Annotated in this window: 15 protein-coding genes; 11 read left to right on the top strand and 4 right to left on the bottom strand. The window is 55.6% G+C overall.

Annotation, left to right across the window (positions count from 1 at the left end; genetic code table 11):
- Window positions 1–52: 52 nt before the first annotated feature.
- Window positions 53–1,027, bottom strand: coding sequence for an XdhC family protein (locus tag IMQ33_RS25250; RefSeq protein ID WP_065684547.1), 975 nt, complete (start codon window positions 1,025–1,027; stop codon window positions 53–55).
- Window positions 1,027–1,608 carry an NTP transferase domain-containing protein gene (locus IMQ33_RS25245; RefSeq protein ID WP_161711681.1) on the bottom strand — a complete coding sequence of 194 codons (582 nt, stop codon included), beginning with the start codon at window positions 1,606–1,608 and terminating at the stop codon, window positions 1,027–1,029. Before IMQ33_RS25245 ends, IMQ33_RS25250 begins: the two co-directional genes overlap by 1 nt.
- A gap of 261 nt (window positions 1,609–1,869) precedes the next feature.
- Between IMQ33_RS25245 and IMQ33_RS25240 the strand changes: the two genes are divergently transcribed.
- From IMQ33_RS25240 to IMQ33_RS25230, 3 genes are read left to right on the top strand one after another with little or no spacing between them, the layout of a single operon-like run.
- Window positions 1,870–4,659 carry a xanthine dehydrogenase family protein molybdopterin-binding subunit gene (locus tag IMQ33_RS25240; RefSeq protein ID WP_065684545.1) on the top strand — a complete coding sequence of 930 codons (2,790 nt, stop codon included), beginning with the start codon at window positions 1,870–1,872 and terminating at the stop codon, window positions 4,657–4,659.
- A complete protein-coding gene (locus tag IMQ33_RS25235) occupies window positions 4,656–5,207 on the top strand; it encodes a (2Fe-2S)-binding protein (RefSeq protein WP_065684544.1) in 552 nt (183 codons plus the stop codon). Before IMQ33_RS25240 ends, IMQ33_RS25235 begins: the two co-directional genes overlap by 4 nt.
- Window positions 5,207–6,448, top strand: a complete 1,242-nt coding sequence (locus IMQ33_RS25230) for a cytochrome c (protein WP_024528346.1) — start codon at window positions 5,207–5,209, stop codon at window positions 6,446–6,448. The genes IMQ33_RS25235 and IMQ33_RS25230 overlap by 1 nt, the downstream gene beginning before the upstream one ends.
- A gap of 55 nt (window positions 6,449–6,503) precedes the next feature.
- Here IMQ33_RS25230 and IMQ33_RS25225 read toward each other — a convergent pair whose 3' ends face one another.
- A complete protein-coding gene (locus IMQ33_RS25225) occupies window positions 6,504–7,883 on the bottom strand; it encodes an amino acid permease (protein WP_065684543.1) in 1,380 nt (459 codons plus the stop codon).
- A gap of 606 nt (window positions 7,884–8,489) precedes the next feature.
- Between IMQ33_RS25225 and pdhR the strand changes: the two genes are divergently transcribed.
- From pdhR to lpdA, 4 genes are all read left to right on the top strand, one after another.
- Window positions 8,490–9,254 (top strand): pyruvate dehydrogenase complex transcriptional repressor PdhR, encoded by a 765-nt coding sequence (gene pdhR / locus IMQ33_RS25220; protein ID WP_021179689.1) that lies wholly within the window; start codon window positions 8,490–8,492, stop codon window positions 9,252–9,254.
- A gap of 165 nt (window positions 9,255–9,419) precedes the next feature.
- Window positions 9,420–12,083: a pyruvate dehydrogenase (acetyl-transferring), homodimeric type gene (gene aceE, locus IMQ33_RS25215; protein ID WP_024528344.1), complete on the top strand. Its 2,664-nt coding sequence runs from the start codon at window positions 9,420–9,422 to the stop codon at window positions 12,081–12,083.
- A gap of 13 nt (window positions 12,084–12,096) precedes the next feature.
- Window positions 12,097–13,968, top strand: coding sequence for a pyruvate dehydrogenase complex dihydrolipoyllysine-residue acetyltransferase (aceF, locus tag IMQ33_RS25210; RefSeq protein ID WP_065684542.1), 1,872 nt, complete (start codon window positions 12,097–12,099; stop codon window positions 13,966–13,968).
- A 234-nt stretch (window positions 13,969–14,202) separates the two neighbouring features.
- Window positions 14,203–15,627 carry a dihydrolipoyl dehydrogenase gene (lpdA, locus tag IMQ33_RS25205; protein WP_021806270.1) on the top strand — a complete coding sequence of 475 codons (1,425 nt, stop codon included), beginning with the start codon at window positions 14,203–14,205 and terminating at the stop codon, window positions 15,625–15,627.
- Window positions 15,628–15,725: 98 nt separating this feature from the next.
- Here lpdA and IMQ33_RS26295 read toward each other — a convergent pair whose 3' ends face one another.
- Complete coding sequence (locus IMQ33_RS26295) at window positions 15,726–15,848, bottom strand: hypothetical protein (protein ID WP_255518680.1); 123 nt, start codon at window positions 15,846–15,848, stop codon at window positions 15,726–15,728.
- On the opposite strand from IMQ33_RS26295, the gene IMQ33_RS25200 reads away from it, so the two are divergent.
- The 4 genes from IMQ33_RS25200 to IMQ33_RS25185 all read left to right on the top strand — a co-directional run bounded on the left by IMQ33_RS25200 (window position 15,829) and on the right by IMQ33_RS25185 (window position 21,869).
- Complete coding sequence (locus IMQ33_RS25200) at window positions 15,829–15,975, top strand: hypothetical protein (protein ID WP_158006212.1); 147 nt, start codon at window positions 15,829–15,831, stop codon at window positions 15,973–15,975. The two genes, IMQ33_RS26295 and IMQ33_RS25200, sit on opposite strands and share 20 nt — an antisense overlap.
- Before the next feature lie 560 nt (window positions 15,976–16,535).
- Window positions 16,536–19,133: a bifunctional aconitate hydratase 2/2-methylisocitrate dehydratase gene (gene acnB, locus IMQ33_RS25195; RefSeq protein WP_024528341.1), complete on the top strand. Its 2,598-nt coding sequence runs from the start codon at window positions 16,536–16,538 to the stop codon at window positions 19,131–19,133.
- 220 nt (window positions 19,134–19,353) lie between these two features.
- Window positions 19,354–21,015, top strand: coding sequence for a malonate decarboxylase subunit alpha (gene mdcA, locus IMQ33_RS25190; protein ID WP_024528340.1), 1,662 nt, complete (start codon window positions 19,354–19,356; stop codon window positions 21,013–21,015).
- Complete coding sequence (locus IMQ33_RS25185; RefSeq protein ID WP_196062713.1) at window positions 21,015–21,869, top strand: triphosphoribosyl-dephospho-CoA synthase; 855 nt, start codon at window positions 21,015–21,017, stop codon at window positions 21,867–21,869. Before mdcA ends, IMQ33_RS25185 begins: the two co-directional genes overlap by 1 nt.
- Window positions 21,870–21,875: the final 6 nt, after the last annotated feature.

The following is a 21,875-nucleotide window of genomic DNA, read 5'->3' as shown; positions in this document are numbered from 1 at the left end:
TTCATTTTGACCGGCCAATGATTTGTCATAGCCGAAGGATCGCGTCAGGTATTCAAATGGGTTGGCGGAGTTGGTTCTTCTGCTGCACGATATCGGCCATCACGGCCAGCGCGATCTCCGCCGGAGTTTTACTGCCAAGCGGCAGGCCGATCGGCGCATGGATACGGCCGAGTTCCTGTGGGCTGAATTCGGCGATCTGTTGCAGCCGCTGGCGGCGGCGATCGCTGTTCCGTTGGGAACCCATCGCGCCGATGTAAAACGCCGGGGTGTAGATCGCCTCCATCAGGGTTAAATCATCCATACGCGGATCGTGGGTCAGCGCCACAATCGCGGTGTTGGCGTGGCAACCGCCTGCCTCAATGAATTTGGCTGGGAACTGGCGTAGCAAGGTGATATGTGGTTTGAGCTGTGTGGCGAAGTTTTCCAACGCTTCCGGGCGGTTTTCGCATACCAACACTTCAAAGCCGAGTGCGCTGGCAAAGTCGGCGCAATACAGCGCGACGCTAGAAAGCCCGGCAATCAGCAGCCGAGGAGCGGCGGCGATGTGCAACTGGATCTCCTGTTGGTTGCGTACGACCTGGGTGGCGCTGGCAAAGCTGGTGGTTTCCAGCGCGCTACAGGCATTGGGCAAGGTCAGGTGCTTGACCAGGGCATGATGGCCAGCCAAGGCCTCGGCAATATTACGCAAGTAGCTAATGCTGGCAGGGCCTGCGGGCAGATGCTCGATCAATACGTCCAGCACGCCACCACAGGGCAGCGCCACGCTGGGGGTTAGCCCGCCAGCACCATAGCGGATCACCTGACTGGCGGCTTGATATTCCCCCTCAGCCAGACGGCGCAAGAAGTCTTCTTCCACGCAGCCACCGGATAACGATCCACAATAGTGTCCGTCGCGGGTAGCCACCATCAACGCGCCTGGAGAACGTGGTGATGAGCCGTAAGTGTTCAATACGGTACACAGCCACACCGGCTGCTGTTCCAGCCAGTTGATTGCCTGGCCAACTACGGTGATATCAAGGTGTTGCATTAATTAATGGACTCATTCGCTACTAGCTGGGAAGGGAGATCGATATCTTGCACGATGCCCGGTTGGTCGAGATGGAGTAGGTAAACCTCCCCGTGACTGCGTAGCAGCTCTCGCGCACCATTATCGCCATGCAATGCACACAGTTGTTTGCGCAAAATGGCGGTGAACCCCACTGGATGGCCGGGTTGGTGCTGGAAACTGGGGCGAACGATGTTGTGTTGGCTCAGCGCTGCTGCTACCTGCACAAAGATCTGCGGCGAGACAAAAGGCATATCCGCTAAATGGATCAGCCAGCCATTCCAGTTTGCGGTTGCGGCAACGCCTGCGGCAATAGATTCACCCAGCCCACCGCTGGCCAGTAAGGTGCAGGGAACCTGATATGCGGCACAAACCTGTTGCACCGGCAGGTTTTCTGGCCGGGTGACGACCTGCACCGGTAAACCGGAGGCTAGCGCCTGTTGCAGCGTATGTTCGAACACCGTCTTGCCCTGTAATAGGGCGTTAAGCTTGTTGCCACTGCCACCGGCCTGAATAAAACGCTCACCCCGCCCGGCGGCGGTAATTACGATACCTGTCGTCATCTCTTTTGCCCGCGTTTGCGCAAATCAGCCACACTATAGATTAGATGCATTACATGTTTCCAAGTGTTTCATTTTATGAAAACAAAATGTTAATACTCACATAATTTTGGTTATAAGCTTATGATTATAACGTCTTCGGCAAGGTTACCAGCGGTTGCGCAACAAAACCGATAAAAAACGACTTACCTCCAGCCTTCGGGTTAAGGCGCTAATGCCTGCATCTAGATGTTAGGGGGTAGATAAGAACGTAAAGGATATTTTATGAGCAATTTCAACCCGTCACGACGCCGTTTTATCAAGGGTGCCGTGATAGCGGGGGTGTCAGTCTACCTCGCGCCTCTTTACAGCCGCGCTTATGCCGCGCTGTTTGAGCAGAAGATCCTGCAATCGCCCAACTGGGATGCGCAGACTAAACGCATTCGCTACCGTATCGATGGCCGCTCCAAGGTCATGGGCCAGAAAGTGTTTGCCCGCGATATTCGTGCCGTTGATATGCCACACTGGCCGCAGCAGCAGGCTCATGCCTTTATTCTGCGCGCCACGAAAGCCGATCGTCTGTTTACCGGTATCGATCTCTCCCTGCTGGGTGACGATCTGCAACCGGATCGGATAGTGACGGCGGAAGATCTTGAGCGTGATGGTTTGGCCTTCCCGGCGTTTTATGGCGATGACATGCTGCTGCCCACAGGGAAAACCCCAGCCTATCTCGGCCATGCGGTGGCAATCCTGATCTATCATGATTTTGCTCGTTTCCGCTTTGCCAAAGACAAGCTGAAATTCCACGACGAAGTGATCCAGTATGGTACTGAAACCGGCCCGTTACAGCGCGATCCATGGGGCAGCTTCCGCTACGTGCGCGTCGGGGGCGAAAAGCCATTCGATGACGATCGCTTCTCCAGCCTGAAAGATACTCCTATCTTCCCACTTTCGATGCGCAGACATCTGCCGGTGTGGCCGGAAGGGCGTGAGGGCGGCAAGCTGGATCAGGAAGGCATGTATTACGCCGGGATGATTGCCGACCAACTGCAAACCCCACCGCAGGACTGGTTGGTAATGTCACGCCGCTATACCACGCAATCTGTTGATACTTCGGCCCTGGAGCCGGACAACGCCAATGGCTGGTTTGATACCGCCAGCCAGACCCTGCATCTGGTGATCCCGACCCAGTCCCCGCAGGAGGTAGCGGACGAAATGCCACGCATGTTGGCCAAACGTCATCAGCCGGTTAAACAGCTAATCCTGCACCCGTGCTACACCGTGGGCTACGGCTCGAAAGATCACTATAACTTCCCGTATTACGGTGCGGTTGCCGCGCTGTACGGTGACGGGCTACCGGTGCGGCTGGCTAATGACCGCTATGAGCAATTCCAGACCTCGATCAAACGCCATGCCTTCGATATGGATTACCGCATTGCGGTAGACAAACAGACCGGCGTATTGCAGGCCTTCCAAGGGGCAATGACCGCCGACGGTGGTGGGCGCTGTAACTTTACGCCATCGGTAGTGATGGTGGGGGCTACGGCGGCACAGTCGATTTACTACTTCCCGAAAAGCGATCTTTCCTCGGTCGGGCTGGCCTCTCGTGCCATCGATGCGGGTTCCGCACGCGGTTACGGCACGTTGCAAAGCATGGCCGCCACCGAGATGATGATGGACGAATTGGCACAAGAGCTGAAGCTCGATCCGATCGAGTTTCGTTTGCGCAACGTGCTTAAGTCCGGCATGAAAAATACCCAGGGGGCGATCCCGGCAGGGGCTATTCGCGCCGATGAAGTGCTGGTAAAAGCCTCACAGCATGAGATGTGGCGCAAACGAGCCGAGCGTAAGGTGGAGTTTGAGAGTAAGAATCCCGGCAAACGCTATGGCGTAGGCTTTGGCTGCGTGCAGAAAGACTTTGGCACCGGGGCTGAAACCTCCTTTGCTCGTGTGGAGTTCAGCGAGGACGGGCGTATCTCGCTGTATCACAGCGGGGCCGAAATGGGCACCGGTATGTCAACGTCGCAGTCGGTGCTATGTGCACAATGGCTGGGGAAACCGGCAGATGAGGCTCATTTCTCGGTGACCGATTGGTCCCTGTTGCCGATGGTGACCAGCGGCGATCCCTACACGATGTCGCAGGATGAGCAGGACAAGCTGCAAACCAACCCGAACTGGACGCCAAGCTACTGTTCTCCTTCCAGCGCCAGCAATTCCGCTTACTATTTCTCGCACAGCACGCGTGAAGCGGCCCGGCTGGTGTTTGAACAGGGGCTGTGGCCTGCCGCGCTGTCTATCTGGCAGTCGGGTATAGGTGGTGGCCAGGCGGCACCGCTGGTGGTGCGTAAAGAAGATGCTCGCTGGGTGGAAGGTGGCCTGACGGCGGCCGGTATGCAGATATTGCCGTTTGAGCTGTTGGCGAAGAAAGCCTATCAGATGGGCAACCTGACCGGCGCGGTGGTGCATGTCTTCAACCGCTGGCAGTGGGCGGAAGCGGACTTCAAGCTGAATAATCACAGCGAGCGCCTGCCTGTCGACGGCTTGTCGATACGCACTGGCCACGGCGAGTTTAGCGCTCTGGAGCGTGAGCAGGTTTATTACCCGCCAACCCAGCGTAATAACGCCGCTGTGACCTATTACAGCGCCGTGGGTACGCTGACGGAAATAGCGGTGGATATCGCCACCGGCAAGGTCGAACTGCTGAATCATCATTCGATCATGGAGTGTGGCAACCTGATCGTGCCTGAGCTGGTTTCTGGCCAGTTGCAGGGCGGTTTGGCGATGGGGATCGGCCATGCGCTGCATGAGTATTTACCGCTGTACGAAGATGGGCCGGGTAACGGCACCTGGAATTTTAACCGTTACCATTTGCCGCGCGCCAGCGATGTGGCGGTTTGGAAACAGACCGGTGACATCCTGCCTGCGCTGTCGGAAACCGATCCGCCGAAAGGAATGGCGGAAGTCGTCATGATCCCGGTGGTCGCTGCACTGGTTAACGCCATTGCCCATGCCACCGGTCATCGTTTCCGTGATTTGCCCGTCCGTGCCGAAAATATTCTTGAGGTGTTACCATGAGCATTAAAACCCAACCCATTACCCTGACCATTAACGGCAAACAATATGGCCCTATCGAGGTACCGGAAGGGCTGATGATGATCGATTTTCTGCATGAATATCTCGATCTGACTGGCTCACGTCTCGGCTGCGGGCAGGGTATTTGCCACGCCTGCGTGGCGATCCTCGACCATCCAAGTGGCACCAGCGAAGAAATCCGTACCTGTATCACCGGTGCTCACTTTTTCAATGGCAAACAGGTACGCACCATCGAAGGCGTTGCGCAGGTGGATAATCAGGGCGAAGTGGTTGAACTCTCGCCTATCCAGCAGTCGTTCCTCGATCACTACAGCTTCCAGTGTGGCTATTGCACGCCGGGCTTTGTCAATGCGGCCACCATCTTTGTCGAGAAGCTCAAGCGTGAGCCAATCCTGCGTGACCAGTTGGAAGGCGCGATTGAGCAGGCGTTGGAAAACCATATTTGCCGCTGTACCGGCTATGTCCGTTATTACGAGGCGGTGCGTGACGTGGTGCTGAAAACCCCAGGCCTGCTGAAGGAGACGGCGTAATGAAAAAACGTCTCGCATTGTTGATTGTGCTGATTGCGGCGATTGTCATCGCCGTACTCTGGTGGCGGGAAAACCGCAGCTACGACGGCCCAGTCCAGCAGGTTACCGCCAGCAGCGAACAGATTGCCCGTGGGCGTTACCTGACGCAGGCTGCCGACTGTGCCGCCTGTCATACCGCCGCTGGTGGGGCACCGCTGGCGGGAGGCTATCCGCTGGATACCCCGTTCGGCACCATTTATGGCAGCAACTTGACGCCTTCTGCCGATCAGGGTATTGGCCGCTGGACCAAGGATGATTTCTTCCTGGCGTTGACGCAGGGGGTGGCTCCGGGTGGCCGCCATCTGTACCCGGCGATGCCTTATACCTCCTACAAAGGCATTTCGCGTGAGGATGCGGATGCTATTTATGCCTATCTGATGTCGCGCCCGGCTGTGGATGTGGCCATTCCAGCCAACGATATGCCATTCCCGTTCAACCAGCGGATGGCGTTGATCGGTTGGAATTTGCTATTCCGCAACAGCGATCCGTTACCGGCCAGCTCGCAGGGGAACTCCGCCGAATGGCAGCGTGGCCGTTACCTGTCTGACGTGCTTGGCCACTGTGGTGAATGCCATACGCCACGGGGTATGCTGGGGCAGATGGAACTGAGCAAGCCGATGCAGGGCGGCGATCTGGGGCGGTTTATCGCGCCGGATATCACGCCACAGGCTTTGGCTCAGCGCGGCTGGACGCCAGAGGATCTAAGCCGTTTCCTCAGCACCGGGTTAGCGCCGCAGGGCTCGGCGTTTAGCGAAATGCACATGGTCGTCGATCTCAGCACTCGTCATTTGACGCCGGAAGATCATCGGGCGTTGGTGACCTACCTGATGGGCGACAAGCCACCACAGCCGGTTGCCGCTAAAATCGGGCAGGGCAGCGATGCCGGGCGTATCACCTATCTCGATCAGTGTTCCGCCTGCCATGAGCGTGATGGTGCAGGTATACCGCATGTTGCGGTAGCGATGCGTGATAACGCCACGCTGCGCCAACCAGACGGCAAGAACCTGATCGTTTCGGTGCTGGACGGGCTACCAGCGCAGCAGTTCCCCGGCAACGAAAGTATGCAGAGCATGCCGGGCTTTGCCGATCGTCTGGATGATGCGCAAATTGCCGAGCTGGTGAATTACCTGCGTGTCACTTGGGGTGGGCTGCCAGCGGATATCACCGCAGAGCAGGTGAAGGCTCTGCGCAACGCCCATTAATAGTGAAGAAAAACAATAGGCCCGCATGCGGGCCTATTGATCGTCAACAACGATATCAGTGGGTATTGGTCGCGCTTACAGCACGTTGCCCGCGCTGCTTGATGAAGTAACCGATGCCAAGAATAGCGAGCCATACTGGGATCAGCAGCACGGAAATCTGGATCCCCGGTGTCAGATACATGATCACCAGAATGGCGGCCAAAAAGGCCAGGCACAGATAGTTACTGAACGGATACCAGAAGGCCTTGAACTTCGGCTCGACGCCTTCATGGTTTTTCGCCTTGCGGAATTTCAGGTGTGCCAGGCTGATCATCGCCCAGTTGATCACCAGGGCAGACACCACCAGCGCCATCAGCAGCTCAAAGGCACGGCCTGGGATCAGGTAGTTAATCAGCACGCACAGCGCGGTTGCCAACGCAGAGAAACCGATGGCAACTACCGGCACACCGCGGCTATCCACTTTCAGCAGGGCTTTCGGGCCATTACCTTGTTTGGCCAAACCGTACAGCATGCGGCTGTTGCAATAGACGCAGCTGTTGTAGACCGACAGCGCAGCCGTCAGCACCACGATATTGAGCACCGTTGCGACCATATTGCTGTTCAGCGCATGGAAGATCAGCACGAACGGGCTGCCGCCCTCGACCACTTTGCCCCACGGATAGAGTGACAGCAGAATAGTCAGCGAACCGATATAGAACAGCAGGATGCGGTAGATCACCTGGTTGGTGGCTTTCGGGATGCTTTTTTCCGGGTTATCGGCTTCGGCGGCGGTAATACCCACCAGCTCCAATCCACCGAAGGAGAACATGATCACCGCCATCGCCATGAGCAGCCCCATGGTACCGTTCGGGAAGAACCCACCCTGGGCCCACAGGTTGGTGACGCTGGCTTCCGGGCCGCCGAGGCCGCTGAACAGCAGGTAGGCGCCAAAGACGATCATGCCGATGATGGCGACTACTTTGATGATGGCGAACCAGAACTCCATTTCACCATAGACCTTCACACTCGACAGGTTGATGGCGTTGATGGCCAGGAAGAACACGGCAGCGGAGATCCAGGTTGGGATCTCCGGCCACCAGTACTGCACGTAAATGCCCACCGCGGTCAGTTCCGCCATGGCAACCAGCACGTACAGCACCCAGTAGTTCCAGCCGGACGCGAAACCGGCGAAGTTCCCCCAGTATTTATAGGCGAAGTGGCTGAAAGAACCGGCCACCGGCTCTTCTACCACCATTTCACCCAGTTGACGCATGATCAGGAAGGCAATAAAACCGCCAATTGCATAACCAAGGATGACCGACGGACCGGCCATTTTTATTGTTTGAGCGATACCGAGGAACAGGCCGGTACCTATTGCGCCACCTAAGGCGATCAGCTGGATATGGCGGTTTTTCAGGCCGCGCTTTAGCTGGTCGCCATGCTGTTGACCATCCATCAATGAAACCCTCTGTGCTGACATAATGCTCATTACCGTAAAGTAATGATTACGATGTGTGTTGTTTTTTGTTTACGACGTTATAGCTATAAATTCCACGGCGTCGCTACCGTTTGGCAGAGAATAATGGTATGTGCGAAAGTTTGCACCTGCTTTGTTGTTTGAATGATGAAGATTGCAGCAGTTTAGGCAACAAAATGCGGGTTGTGTGACGAGCGGGGGGATTGCGTGCACGAAATAAGCAATAACTCACAGAATTGGCAAAAATAATCGCCATTGTTGTTGTTTTTTTGTTAACAGGGAGGGGCTGGGTAAGCGGTAGTAAAGCGAAAATAACCCTTAATCTCCTTGCCATATACTCCGGGCATTCTTCTAACCAGAGGTTTCACAAAAGTTAAATTCGGCGACTACCTCGTAAATGGTATTACCAACGCTGAGTTGCCGGTTTGCAAAGGCTTATGGATTGAAGTGTTAAAATGTGCGGCATTCATGATTTCGATCAAGGCCCATATGGACAGGAGGTGAATACTTTGTTACTTTACCGTCACGTTTTTGAAATTGGTATTACCAATTGACTCCGGGCACTTCGCAGAGAAGAAATCACCCATGGCCTACAGCAAAATCCGCCAACCCAAGTTGTCAGATGTTATCGAGCAGCAGCTCGAATACCTGATCCTCGAGGGTACGCTACGTCCAGGCGAAAAGCTGCCTCCAGAGCGCGAGCTGGCGAAACAGTTTGATGTTTCCCGTCCTTCTCTGAGAGAGGCAATTCAGCGTCTGGAAGCTAAAGGGCTGCTCCTGCGTCGCCAGGGAGGCGGCACCTTTGTACAAACTAATCTGTGGCAGAGCTTCAGCGATCCGCTGGCTGAACTGCTGGCCGATCACCCTGAATCACAATTCGACCTGCTCGAAACCCGTCATGCCCTCGAAGGTATCGCTGCCTATTATGCGGCGTTGCGTGGGACTGACGAAGATCTGGCGCGCATCCGCGACTGCCATCATGTGATCCAGCAAGCTCAGGACAGTGGCGATCTAGACGCCGAAGCCGACGCGGTCATGCAATACCAAATTGCCGTGACCGAGGCTGCCCACAACGTTGTGTTACTCCATCTGCTGCGCTGTATGGGCCCGATGCTGGAACAGAACGTTCGTCAGAACTTTGAATTGCTCTACTCGCGCCGTGAGATGTTGGCAACAGTGAGTAGCCATCGCGCCGGGATCTTTGAGGCGATTGTGGCACGCGAACCTGAAAAGGCCCGTGAAGCCTCGCACCGCCATTTGGCGTTTATCGAGGAAATTTTGCTGGATCTCAGCAGGGAACACACCCGGCGTGATCGATCGCTGCGGCGTCTCCAGCAACGCAAGGATTAAGAGTGGTTCTCTTCAAGGCACACCAGCTTGTAGAGATAAAGCTCGGAGTGCTTAGTTAAGTACTTAAGCGGCAACCAAACTGATGAGCCTGTCTTCGTGCGTTTTATGACAGAACGCACGAAGACAGGCTCCAAACAAACCATTAGACAGATAAGGAATACCACCATGTCAGAACGTTTAAACAATGACGTGGATCCGATCGAAACCCGCGACTGGCTGCAGGCGATCGAATCGGTCATCCGTGAAGAGGGTGTTGAACGCGCTCAGTTCCTGATTGATCAGGTGCTGGGAGAAGCCCGCAAGGGCGGTGTTAGCGTTGCAGCGGGTGCTGCGGCTAACAACTACGTCAACACCATCGCGGTAGAAGACGAACCGGCATACCCGGGCAACCTGGATCTGGAGCGTCGTATTCGTTCTGCTATCCGTTGGAACGCCGTGATGACCGTATTGCGTGCTTCCAAGAAAGATCTGGATCTGGGCGGCCACATGGCTTCCTTCCAATCTTCTGCGACCTTCTATGAAGTCTGCTTTAACCACTTCTTCCGTGCTCGCAACGAGAAAGACGGCGGCGATCTGGTTTACTTCCAGGGCCACATCTCTCCGGGCGTTTATGCACGTGCCTTCCTTGAAGGCCGCCTGACCGAAGATCAAATGAACAACTTCCGTCAGGAAGTGCACGGTAAAGGCCTGTCCTCTTACCCGCATCCAAAACTGATGCCTGAATTCTGGCAGTTCCCGACCGTCTCCATGGGTCTGGGCCCGATCAGCGCCATCTATCAGGCCAAGTTCCTCAAGTATCTGGAACACCGTGGTCTGAAAGACACCTCTGGCCAGACCGTTTATGCCTTCCTGGGCGACGGCGAGATGGACGAACCAGAATCCAAAGGTGCGATCACCATCGCAACCCGTGAGAAGCTGGACAACCTGGTCTTCGTCATCAACTGTAACCTGCAACGTCTGGACGGCCCGGTCACCGGTAACGGCAAGATCATCAACGAGCTGGAAGGCATCTTCGCAGGTGCTGGCTGGCAGGTGCTGAAAGTGATCTGGGGCGGTCGTTGGGATGAACTGCTGCGTAAAGATACCAGCGGCAAGCTGATCCAACTGATGAACGAAACCCTGGACGGCGACTACCAGACCTTCAAATCCAAAGATGGCGCTTACGTGCGTGAGCACTTCTTCGGCCGCTTCCCAGAAACCGCCGCGCTGGTCAAAGATATGACCGACGACGAAATCTGGGCGCTGAACCGTGGTGGTCACGATCCGAAGAAAGTCTTTGCTGCACTGAAAAAAGCGCAGGATACCCAAGGCAAACCAACCGTGATCCTGGCCCATACCATCAAAGGTTACGGCATGGGTGAAACTGCGGAAGGTAAGAACATCGCTCACCAGGTGAAGAAAATGAACATGGAAGGGGTTCACCACTTCCGCGATCGTTTCAACGTGCCAGTGGCCGATGCCGACATCGAAAAACTGCCATACATCACCTTCGAGAAAGAGTCCGAAGAGTACAAGTATCTGCACGAACGCCGTCAGGCGCTGCAAGGCTATGTACCGACTCGTCTGCCGAACTTCACCGAGAAGCTGGAAATGCCAGCTCTGGAAGATTTCAGCTCACTGCTGGAAGAGCAGAACAAAGAAATTTCTACCACCATCGCCTTTGTGCGTGCCCTGAACGTGATGTTGAAGAACAAGTCGATCAAAGATCGCCTGGTGCCAATCATCGCCGACGAAGCGCGTACCTTCGGTATGGAAGGTCTGTTCCGTCAGATCGGTATCTACAGCCCGAACGGCCAGCAGTACACCCCGCAGGACCGTGAGCAGGTTGCATACTATAAAGAAGACGAGAAAGGCCAGATCCTGCAGGAAGGTATCAACGAACTGGGTGCAGCCTCTTCCTGGTTGGCCGCAGCGACTTCCTACAGCACCAACGATCTGCCAATGATCCCGTTCTACATCTACTACTCCATGTTCGGTTTCCAGCGTATCGGCGACCTGTGCTGGGCAGCGGGTGACCAACAGGCGCGTGGCTTCCTGATCGGCGGGACTTCAGGGCGTACGACCCTGAACGGCGAAGGTCTGCAGCACGAAGATGGCCACAGCCACATTCAGTCTCTGACCATCCCTAACTGCATCTCTTACGATCCGGCTTACGCGTATGAAGTCGCGGTGATCATGCATGACGGCCTGGTGCGTATGTACGGTGACGCGCAAGAAAACGTCTACTACTACCTGACCACGCTGAACGAAAACTACCACATGCCAGCCATGCCGCAGGGCGCAGAAGAGGGTATCCGTAAAGGTATCTACAAGCTGGAAACTCTGGAAGGTAGCAAAGGTAAAGTACAGCTGTTGGGCTCCGGTGCGATCCTGCGTCATGTGCGTGAAGCTGCGCAGATCCTGGCGAAAGACTACGGCGTGGGTTCTGACACCTACAGCGTAACTTCCTTCACCGAACTGGCGCGTGATGGTCAGGACTGTGAGCGTTGGAACATGCTGCACCCAACCGAAACCCCACGTGTGCCTTACATCGCTCAGGTGATGAACGAGGCGCCAGCGGTAGCGTCTACCGACTACATGAAGCTGTTCGCAGAGCAGGTTCGTACTTTCGTACCAGCCAGCGATTATCGCGTACTGGGTACTGACGGCTTCGGTCGTTCAGACAGCCGCGAAAACCTTCGTCACCACTTCGAAGTTGATGCTTCCTACGTGGTGGTTGCTGCTCTGGGTGAACTTGCTAAACGCGGTGAAATTGAAGCTTCTGTGGTCGCTGATGCGATTAAGAAATTCGACATCAACCCAGAAAAAGTTAACCCGCGTCTGGCATAAGAGGTACTGAACAATGTCTATCGAAATCAAAGTGCCGGACATCGGTGCAGATGAAGTTGAAATCACCGAGATCCTGGTGAAGGTTGGCGATAAGGTTGAAGTTGAACAATCGCTGATCACCGTGGAAGGCGACAAAGCCTCCATGGAAGTGCCTTCGCCGCAGGCTGGCGTGGTGAAAGAGATCAAAGTTGCCGTCGGTGATAAAACCGAGACGGGCAAACTGCTGATGATCTTTGAAGCAGAAGGTGCGGCCGCTGCCGCACCAGCCGCCAAGGCAGAAGAAAAACCGGCCGCGGCTCCTGCCGCTGCCGCAGCCAAAGACGTTGAAGTACCGGACATCGGTGCGGACGAAGTTGAAGTCACCGAGATCCTGGTGAAAGTTGGCGATACCGTGACTGCCGAGCAGTCTCTGATCACCGTAGAAGGCGACAAGGCTTCTATGGAAGTGCCTGCGCCATTCGCCGGTACCGTGAAAGAGATCAAAATCAACACCGGTGACAAAGTGAAAACCGGTTCCCTGATTATGGTCTTCGAAGTGGCTGGCGCGGCTTCTGCTGCCCCTGCTGCTGCGGCTACCCAGGCGGCACCGGCTGCTGCCCCTGCGGCAAGCGCGGCGAAAAACGTCGAAGTGCCAGACATTGGCGGCGACGAAGTAGAAGTGACCGAAGTGATGGTGAAAGTGGGCGATAAAGTTGCCGCTGAGCAGTCACTGATCACCGTTGAAGGTGACAAGGCTTCTATGGAAGTTCCGGCTCCGTTCGCGGGCACCGTGAAAGAAATTAAAATCGCAACCGGGGACAAAGTGAAAACCGGTTCTCTGATCATGGTGTTCGAAGTGGAAGGCGCTGCACCAGCACCTGCCGCTGCTCCGGCCCAGAAAGCAGAAGCTGCTCCGGCTCCAGCCAAGCAGGAAGCTAAAGCGGCTGCACCTGCTGCTGGTAAAGGCGAGTTCGCTGAAAACGACGCCTACGTTCACGCTACCCCAGTCATCCGCCGCTTGGCGCGTGAGTTTGGTGTTAACCTGGCGAAAGTGAAGGGCACCGGTCGTAAAGGCCGTATCCTGCGCGAAGACGTTCAGGCTTACGTGAAAGACGCGGTCAAACGCGCCGAAGCCGCTCCTGCCGCTACCGGTGGTGGCCTGCCAGGCATGCTGCCGTGGCCGAAAGTGGACTTCAGCAAGTTTGGTGAGATCGAAGAAGTTGAACTGGGCCGCATCCAGAAAATCTCTGGTGCCAACCTGAGCCGCAACTGGGTGATGATCCCGCACGTGACTCACTTCGACAAGACCGATATCACCGATCTGGAAGCGTTCCGTAAGCAGCAGAACGACGAAGCTGCCAAGCGTAAGCTGGACGTGAAGTTCACCCCGGTGGTGTTCATCATGAAAGCCGTTGCCGCTGCCCTGGAGCAGATGCCACGCTTCAACAGCTCACTGTCCGAAGACGGCCAGAAGCTGACGCTGAAGAAATACATCAACATCGGTGTGGCGGTAGATACGCCAAATGGCCTGGTGGTTCCGGTATTCAAGGATGTGAACAAGAAGAGCATCACTGAGCTGTCCCGTGAACTGATGGCGATCTCCAAAAAAGCGCGTGACGGTAAGTTGACCGCAGGCGAAATGCAGGGCGGTTGCTTCACCATCTCCAGCCTGGGCGGTATCGGGACTACTCACTTCGCGCCGATTGTTAACGCGCCGGAAGTGGCTATCCTGGGTGTCTCCAAGTCTGCGATGGAGCCGGTCTGGAATGGTAAAGAGTTCACGCCGCGTCTGATGATGCCAATGTCGCTCTCCTTCGACCACCGGGTGATTGACGGTGCTGACGGTGCGCGCTTTATCACCATCATCAACAACATGCTGGCCGACATTCGCCGTCTGGTGATGTAATGAAAAAAGGGCGCAGCATGCTGCGCCCTTAGTAATTCAGTAGCAGTTTTGTCGGGTTTTGCATGACTCGACAGAATTGTTGGGACACGGGTCACTCGAACACGCTTTGCAGATTATTAACAATTCTGTAAACTGCTCGCGGTGTATGCGTCCCGGTGGATGAAGGGCGTTATGAGATCGACTAGCAATAAAAATGACGTCTGACCCGCCGGACAAAACAATTAAGAGGTCATGATGAGTACTGAAATTAAAACTCAGGTCGTGGTACTTGGGGCGGGCCCTGCAGGTTACTCTGCTGCTTTTCGTTGCGCTGACTTAGGTCTGGAAACCATTCTGGTTGAGCGTTACTCCACTCTGGGTGGTGTTTGCCTGAACGTGGGCTGTATTCCTTCCAAAGCACTGTTGCACGTTGCCAAAGTGATCGAAGAAGCCAAAGCGTTGGCCGAACACGGCATCGTTTTCGGCGAGCCGAAAACCGACATCGACAAAGTGCGCGTCTGGAAAGAGAAAGTCATCAATCAGCTGACCGGTGGTCTGGCTGGCATGGCTAAAGGCCGCAAAGTGAAAGTGGTCAACGGCCTGGGTAAATTCACCGGCGCCAACACGCTAGTGGTTGAAGGCGAGAATGGTGCAACCACCATCAACTTCGACAATGCCATCATCGCCGCAGGCTCCCGTCCGATCCAACTGCCATTTATTCCTCATGAAGATCCACGCGTGTGGGATTCCACCGATGCACTGGCGCTGAAAACCGTTCCAGAGCGCATGCTGGTTATGGGCGGCGGTATCATCGGCCTGGAAATGGGCACCGTATACCATGCACTGGGTTCACAGATCGACGTGGTTGAAATGTTCGACCAGGTGATCCCGGCTGCAGATAAAGACGTGGTGAAAGTCTTTACCAAGCGTATCAGCAAGCAGTTCAACCTGATGCTGGAAACCAAAGTGACCGCGGTAGAAGCCAAAGAAGACGGCATCTACGTCACGATGGAAGGTAAAAAAGCCCCTGCAGAACCACAGCGTTACGACGCGGTGCTGGTAGCGATCGGCCGTGTGCCGAACGGTAAACTGCTGGACGCTGGCCAAGCCGGTGTAGAAGTTGACGACCGTGGCTTTATCCACGTCGACAAACAGCTGCGTACCAACGTGCCGCACATCTTCGCGATTGGTGACATCGTTGGTCAACCGATGCTGGCACACAAAGGCGTGCATGAAGGCCACGTAGCTGCCGAAGTTATCGCCGGTATGAAGCACTACTTCGACCCGAAAGTGATCCCATCTATCGCTTACACCGAGCCAGAAGTGGCATGGGTAGGGATGACCGAGAAAGAAGCCAAAGAGAAAGGCATCAGCTACGAAACGTCCACCTTCCCGTGGGCAGCTTCAGGCCGTGCTATCGCTTCTGACTGTGCAGACGGTATGACCAAACTGATCTTCGACAAAGAAACGCACCGTATCATCGGTGGCGCGATTGTCGGCACCAACGGCGGCGAGCTGCTGGGTGAAATCGGTCTGGCGATCGAGATGGGCTGTGATGCGGAAGATATCGCGTTGACTATCCACGCTCACCCAACCCTGCACGAATCCGTAGGCCTGGCAGCAGAGATCTACGAAGGCAGCATCACCGATCTGCCAAACCCGAAAGCCAAGAAGAAATAATTTCTGCGGTTGATCAGGTTGATAAGCGGCTCCTGTAAAGGGGCCGTTTTTATTTGGTGAGTAGCGGATAAAAGGCCGCTCAAAGAGCGGCCAGTAGCTTACTTGTTCTGGAGTACGACGTTGAAGATCAGTTGGTTGCCGGAAACTGACCAGCCACCTTTACTGACGCCAAACACCGATCCCAGTACAATGAGCAGGATAATGAGTGATCTCCCTTTCATTGCGCGTTCCTTGTGGAACCACGACCACCGCGACTTCACCGGAAAAATCCCGGCGGAACAAGCGTTCGTCAGCGCTTGTATCGCAGTAGTTGCAGCACTGTTCTCAAGCCCGATGACCGGCTGCTAAACCGGCAGAACAGACCCAAAATCAGGGTACATAAAAAAAAGGGTTTTTGCATCCCAATGGTTGATTTTTTAACCGGCTTTACGCACAATGATCCTGTTCGTCAGCGCTTGTATCGTTCTTAACGATATAAGAAATCCGTTCGGTGCCTGCTAACACCGCGCGGATACAAAAGAACCGTCTTTATGGCGGTTTTTTTGTGCCCAATGCCCGCCAATTTCCCCCAACTCTATCAATAACCATTGTAAAAGTATGGACGTTATGTTGTGCTCATTGGGCTGAGATTGCCGTTGTGCCGTAACGAACCCAAGCCCGTCCCGCCTGCTTTGCAGCCGATTACGCTGCGGTCAACGATTCAGCAAAGATTTAATGTTGCTTTTATGTGAACGAATTAACAACCGATTCAAATCCTGATATGCTGGCTGGGCGGAACCGGGCACTGTACCTTACTTACAGTCCAGGATATCGACAGCAGTGCCCCGTCAAATATCGCCGTGCGCTAAACCCGGTTTGAATATAAAACGCCAGGCACAATAAATGACAATGAGAGCGAGGAGAAAGTCGTGCTAGAAGAATACCGTAAGCACGTGGCCGAGCGTGCTGCAGAGGGCATCGTCCCTAAGCCATTAGATGCGACACAAATGGCAGCGCTGGTTGAATCATTAAAAAATCCGCCAAAAGGCGAAGAAGAATTTCTGTTAGACCTGCTGATTAACCGTGTACCACCGGGCGTCGACGAAGCCGCCTATGTCAAAGCAGGTTTTCTGGCAGCCGTTGCCAAAGGCGAAGCCACTTCTCCCCTGGTTACCCCCGAAAAAGCCATTGAACTGCTAGGCACCATGCAGGGCGGTTACAACATTCATCCGCTGATCGACGCGTTGGATAACGAAAAGCTAGCACCGATTGCTGCCAAGGCACTTTCCCACACGCTGCTGATGTTTGATAACTTCTACGACGTAGAAGAGAAAGCCAAAGCCGGTAACCCACACGCCAAGCAAATCATGCAGTCCTGGGCCGATGCCGAATGGTATCTATCACGCCCACCGTTAGCGGAAAAGATTACCGTGACCGTGTTCAAAGTGACTGGCGAAACCAACACCGACGATCTGTCACCCGCTCCGGATGCCTGGTCACGTCCAGATATCCCACTGCATGCGCTGGCAATGCTCAAGAGCGAACGTGAAGGTATTTTCCCGGATCAGCCGGGTAGCGTTGGCCCAATCAAGCAGATTGAAGAGCTGAACAAGAAAGGTTTCCCGCTGGCCTACGTTGGTGACGTGGTCGGTACCGGTTCTTCCCGTAAATCTGCCACCAACTCGGTGCTGTGGTTTATGGGCGACGACATCCCCTACGTGCCGAACAAGCGTGGCGGCGGTGTGGTGCTGGGCGGCAAGATTGCGCCAATCTTCTTTAACACTATGGAAGATGCCGGTGCGTTGCCGATCGAAGTGGACGTCTCCAACCTGAACATGGGCGATGTGATCGACATCTTCCCGTATAAAGGCGAAGTGCGTAATCATGAAACTGGCGAACTGGTTGCCAGCTTCGAGCTGAAAACTGATGTGCTGCTGGACGAAGTGCGTGCTGGTGGCCGTATCCCACTGATTATCGGCCGTGGCTTGACCACCAAAGCGCGTGAAGCGCTGGGCCTGCCGCACAGCGAAGTGTTCCGTATTGCCAAGCCGGTAGCGGCTAGCAGCAAGGGCTTCTCGCTGGCGCAGAAAATGGTTGGCCGCGCCTGTGGCGTTGCTGGTGTTCGCCCTGGCGAATACTGCGAACCTAAGATGACCTCGGTAGGTTCGCAAGATACCACCGGCCCGATGACCCGTGACGAGCTGAAAGATTTGGCTTGCCTGGGCTTCTCTGCCGATCTGGTGATGCAGTCGTTCTGTCATACCGCCGCGTACCCGAAACCGGTGGACGTCACCACTCACCATACACTGCCAGACTTCATCATGAACCGTGGTGGCGTTTCGCTGCGCCCTGGCGATGGCGTGATCCACTCCTGGCTGAACCGCATGTTACTGCCGGATACCGTCGGCACCGGTGGCGATTCCCACACCCGCTTCCCGATCGGCATTTCCTTCCCGGCAGGTTCTGGTCTGGTGGCCTTTGCTGCCGCTACCGGCGTAATGCCGCTGGATATGCCTGAGTCGGTGCTGGTGCGCTTCAAAGGCAAAATGCAGCCTGGTATCACCCTGCGTGATCTGGTGCATGCTATCCCTTACTACGCGATCCAGCAGGGCCTGTTGACCGTAGAGAAGAAGGGCAAGAAGAACATCTTCTCTGGCCGCATTCTGGAGATCGAAGGTCTGCCGGAGCTGAAGGTCGAGCAGGCGTTTGAGCTGACCGATGCCTCGGCAGAACGTTCCGCCGCCGGTTGCACCATCAAGCTGGATAAGGCACCGATCGCCGAATATCTGAGCTCTAACATCGTACTGCTGAAGTGGATGATCTCCGAAGGTTATGGCGATCGCCGTACTCTGGAGCGCCGTATTCAGGGGATGGAAAAATGGCTGGCGGATCCGCAGTTGCTGGAAGGCGATGCGGATGCAGAATATGCCGCAGTGATCGAAATCGATCTGGCCGATATCAAGCAGCCAATCCTGTGTGCGCCGAACGATCCGGACGACGCGCGCCTGCTGTCCGACGTGGCCAACAGCAAGATCGACGAAGTGTTTATCGGTTCCTGCATGACCAACATCGGCCACTTCCGTGCGGCGGGTAAACTGTTGGATCAGCATAAAGGCCAACTGCCAACTCGCCTGTGGGTGGCTCCGCCAACCAAGATGGACGCAGCGCAACTGACTGAAGAAGGCTACTACAGCGTCTTTGGCAAGAGCGGGGCACGTATCGAGATCCCTGGCTGTTCACTGTGTATGGGTAACCAGGCACGCGTAGCGGACGGTGCGACCGTGGTTTCCACCTCGACTCGTAACTTCCCGAACCGCCTGGGTACCGGAGCCAACGTTTATCTGGCCTCCGCAGAGCTGGCTGCAGTGGCTTCACTGCTTGGCCGTCTGCCAACGCCTGATGAGTATCAGACCTATATGGCACAGGTCGACAAGACGGCGGCGGATACCTATCGCTACCTGAACTTCGACCAGTTGACCCAGTACACGGAAAAAGCCGACGGTGTGATCTTCCAAACCGCGGTGTAATTCGGTACTGAGTTAGCATCATCACGGGGAGCCTTTGGGTTCCCCGTTTTTTTGTGATCATCTCGCGCTTTTATTGATATTAACTGATTGATTAGTATTGTTTTGATGAAATTATTACTCTCAGGCTAACAAACCATCCCCCTGCTTGATTGATGGCGCTCTCCTAGACTCTTACTCTAACCGTACTAAACCGAACCAAATAAACTCAGGAGGTTGAGGTATGTCGCTTCATCAAAGCCCCACGCGCGTTTGGGATACCCGGCGGCAGGAAAAAAAACGCCGTATCGCGAGTGTGCAAGGGCAGTCGCAGGGCAAAGTGATCCCCACCGCCGATCTGACCAGCGTGCTGGAAAAACTGCTGGTTTCTGGCGATCGGGTGGTGCTGGAAGGCAATAACCAGAAACAGGCTGATTTTCTCTCCCGTATGCTCGCCGAGGTCAACCCCACCAAGGTTCACGATCTGCATATGATCATGCCAAGCGTTGGCCGCGCCGAGCATCTGGATATTTTTGAAAAGGGTATCGCTCGCAAGCTCGATTTTGCCTTCTCTGGTACCCAGAGCCTGCGCATTTCCCAACTGCTGGAAGATGGGCAGCTCGAAATCGGTGCCATCCACACTTATATAGAACTCTATTCCCGCCTGTATGTGGATCTGGTGCCGAACGTGGCGCTAGTGGCCGGGTTCAAGGCCGATCGTCATGGCAATCTGTACACCGGGCCAAGTACCGAAGATACCCCGGCACTGGTGGAGGCCACCGCGTTTAAAGACGGCATCGTCATCGCTCAGGTCAACGAACTGGTCGACGATGAAACGGATCTGCCAAGAGTTGATATCCCCGGTTCCTGGATCGATTTTGTGGTGGTGGCAGACAAGCCGTTCTTTATTGAACCGCTGTTTACCCGCGATCCGCGTCTGATCAAACCCGTGCATGTGTTGATGGGGATGATGGCGATCAAAGGCATCTACGCCAAACATCAGGTGCAATCGCTGAACCACGGTATCGGTTTTAACACCGCCGCCATCGAGCTGCTGTTACCCACCTACGGTGAGCAACTGGGCCTGAAGGGTAAAATCTGTAAACACTGGACTCTGAACCCACATCCAACCCTAATCCCGGCGATCGAAAGCGGTTGGGTTGAGACCGTGCACTGCTTTGGCGGTGAGCTGGGGATGGAGAATTACATTGCCGCTCGCCCGGATATTTTCTTTACCGGTAGTGACGGCTCCATGCGTTCCAACCGCGCGTTTTGCCAGATGGCCGGTCAGTACGCCGTAGATATGTTTATCGGCTCCACCTTACAGATCGACGGTATGGCTCACTCTTCTACCGTGACCCGTGGCCGCCTCTCCGGTTTTGGCGGCGCACCGAACATGGGGCACGATCCACACGGTCGTCGCCACGCTACGCCTGCCTGGTTGGATATGATCGAAGAGCCGGATCCGTTGGCTCGTGGCCGCAAGCTGGTGGTGCAGATGGTGGAAACCTTCCAGGCAGGTGCCAAACCGACCTTCGTAGAAAAACTCGATGCCGTCGATGTGGCGCAAGAATCTGGCATGCCGTTGGCTCCGGTGATGATTTACGGCGATGACGTGACCCACGTGCTGACCGAAGAGGGCATCGCTTATCTGTATCGTGCACGCTCGTTGGAAGAGCGCCGCGCTATGGTGGCTGCGGTAGCCGGTATCACCGATATCGGGCTGGGTGTGGACGCCAAACGCGTGGCTGAACTGCGCCGTGAAGGAAAAGTGGTGTTCCCGGAAGATCTCGATATTCGCCGCACCGATGCTTCGCGTTCTTTGCTGGCCGCGGGCAGCGTAGCGGATCTGGTCGAGTGGTCCGGCGGCCTGTACAACCCGCCAGCTAAATTCCGGAGCTGGTAATGAAACTTTCCCCTTGTTTAATCGCCTCTGAAGCGGATCGGGTTGCTGCACGATTGGCGGAGCTTGCCACGCAGGCGCTAGTGGATGAGGCGCACCTCAGCCCGAAACCGGGGCTGGTAGATGCCCGGGGCTCCGGTGCGCATCAGGATCTGACGCTGGCGTTGATGGAACGTTCGGCTCACAGTCTGACGCCGGTCTTCCATCGGCTGGCGATTGCCGGTTGGCAGCGTCCAGCCGATAGCGCGTTACGCCAGGAAGTTGGCCGGATTGGTCGGGAAGGTGAACAGCGGATGATGGCAGCCACTGCCGGTGTTAACACGCATCGCGGGGCGATCTGGGCGATGGGCCTGCTGGTGACGGCGGTAGCCATGCAAGGGGGGAACGCAACACCATCCAGCAGCTGCGTATTAGCCGCCCAGTTGGCGCAATTGCCGGATCACGCCAGCCCGAAGGTGTTCAGTAAAGGCTTGCGAGCCACTCAACGCTATCAGGTTCCAGGCGCAAGGGAAGAGGCCCAGCAAGGTTTTCCGCATGTGATGCAACGGGCGCTGCCGCAGCTGTGGCACAGCAGGAGCCAAGGGGCCAGTGAGCCAGCCGCGCAGATCGATGCGCTGATGGCCATCATGACCACCCTGAGCGATACCTGTGTGTTGTCGCGCGGTGGGCTAACGGCGCTGAAAGCGATGCAGCAGGGGGCCGCCGAGGTACTGCATGCTGGAGGATATCAACATCCGGCAGGGCAGGCGGCGTTGGCCAAACTGGAACAACGGCTATTGGCGAGCAACGCTTCACCCGGTGGCGCAGCCGATTTGCTGGCTGCGGCTCTGTTCCTCGATCGGGCTACGGCCCGCTGAATAATC

Origin of the sequence: Serratia sp. Res13-Sevr-LER1-36-b (assembly GCF_015673035.1) — a bacterium.
Taxonomy (GTDB): Bacteria; Pseudomonadota; Gammaproteobacteria; order Enterobacterales; family Enterobacteriaceae; genus Chania; species Chania fonticola_C.
Note: the sequence above shows the minus strand (reverse complement) of the source record. Positions and strands in the feature narration are given on the sequence as shown.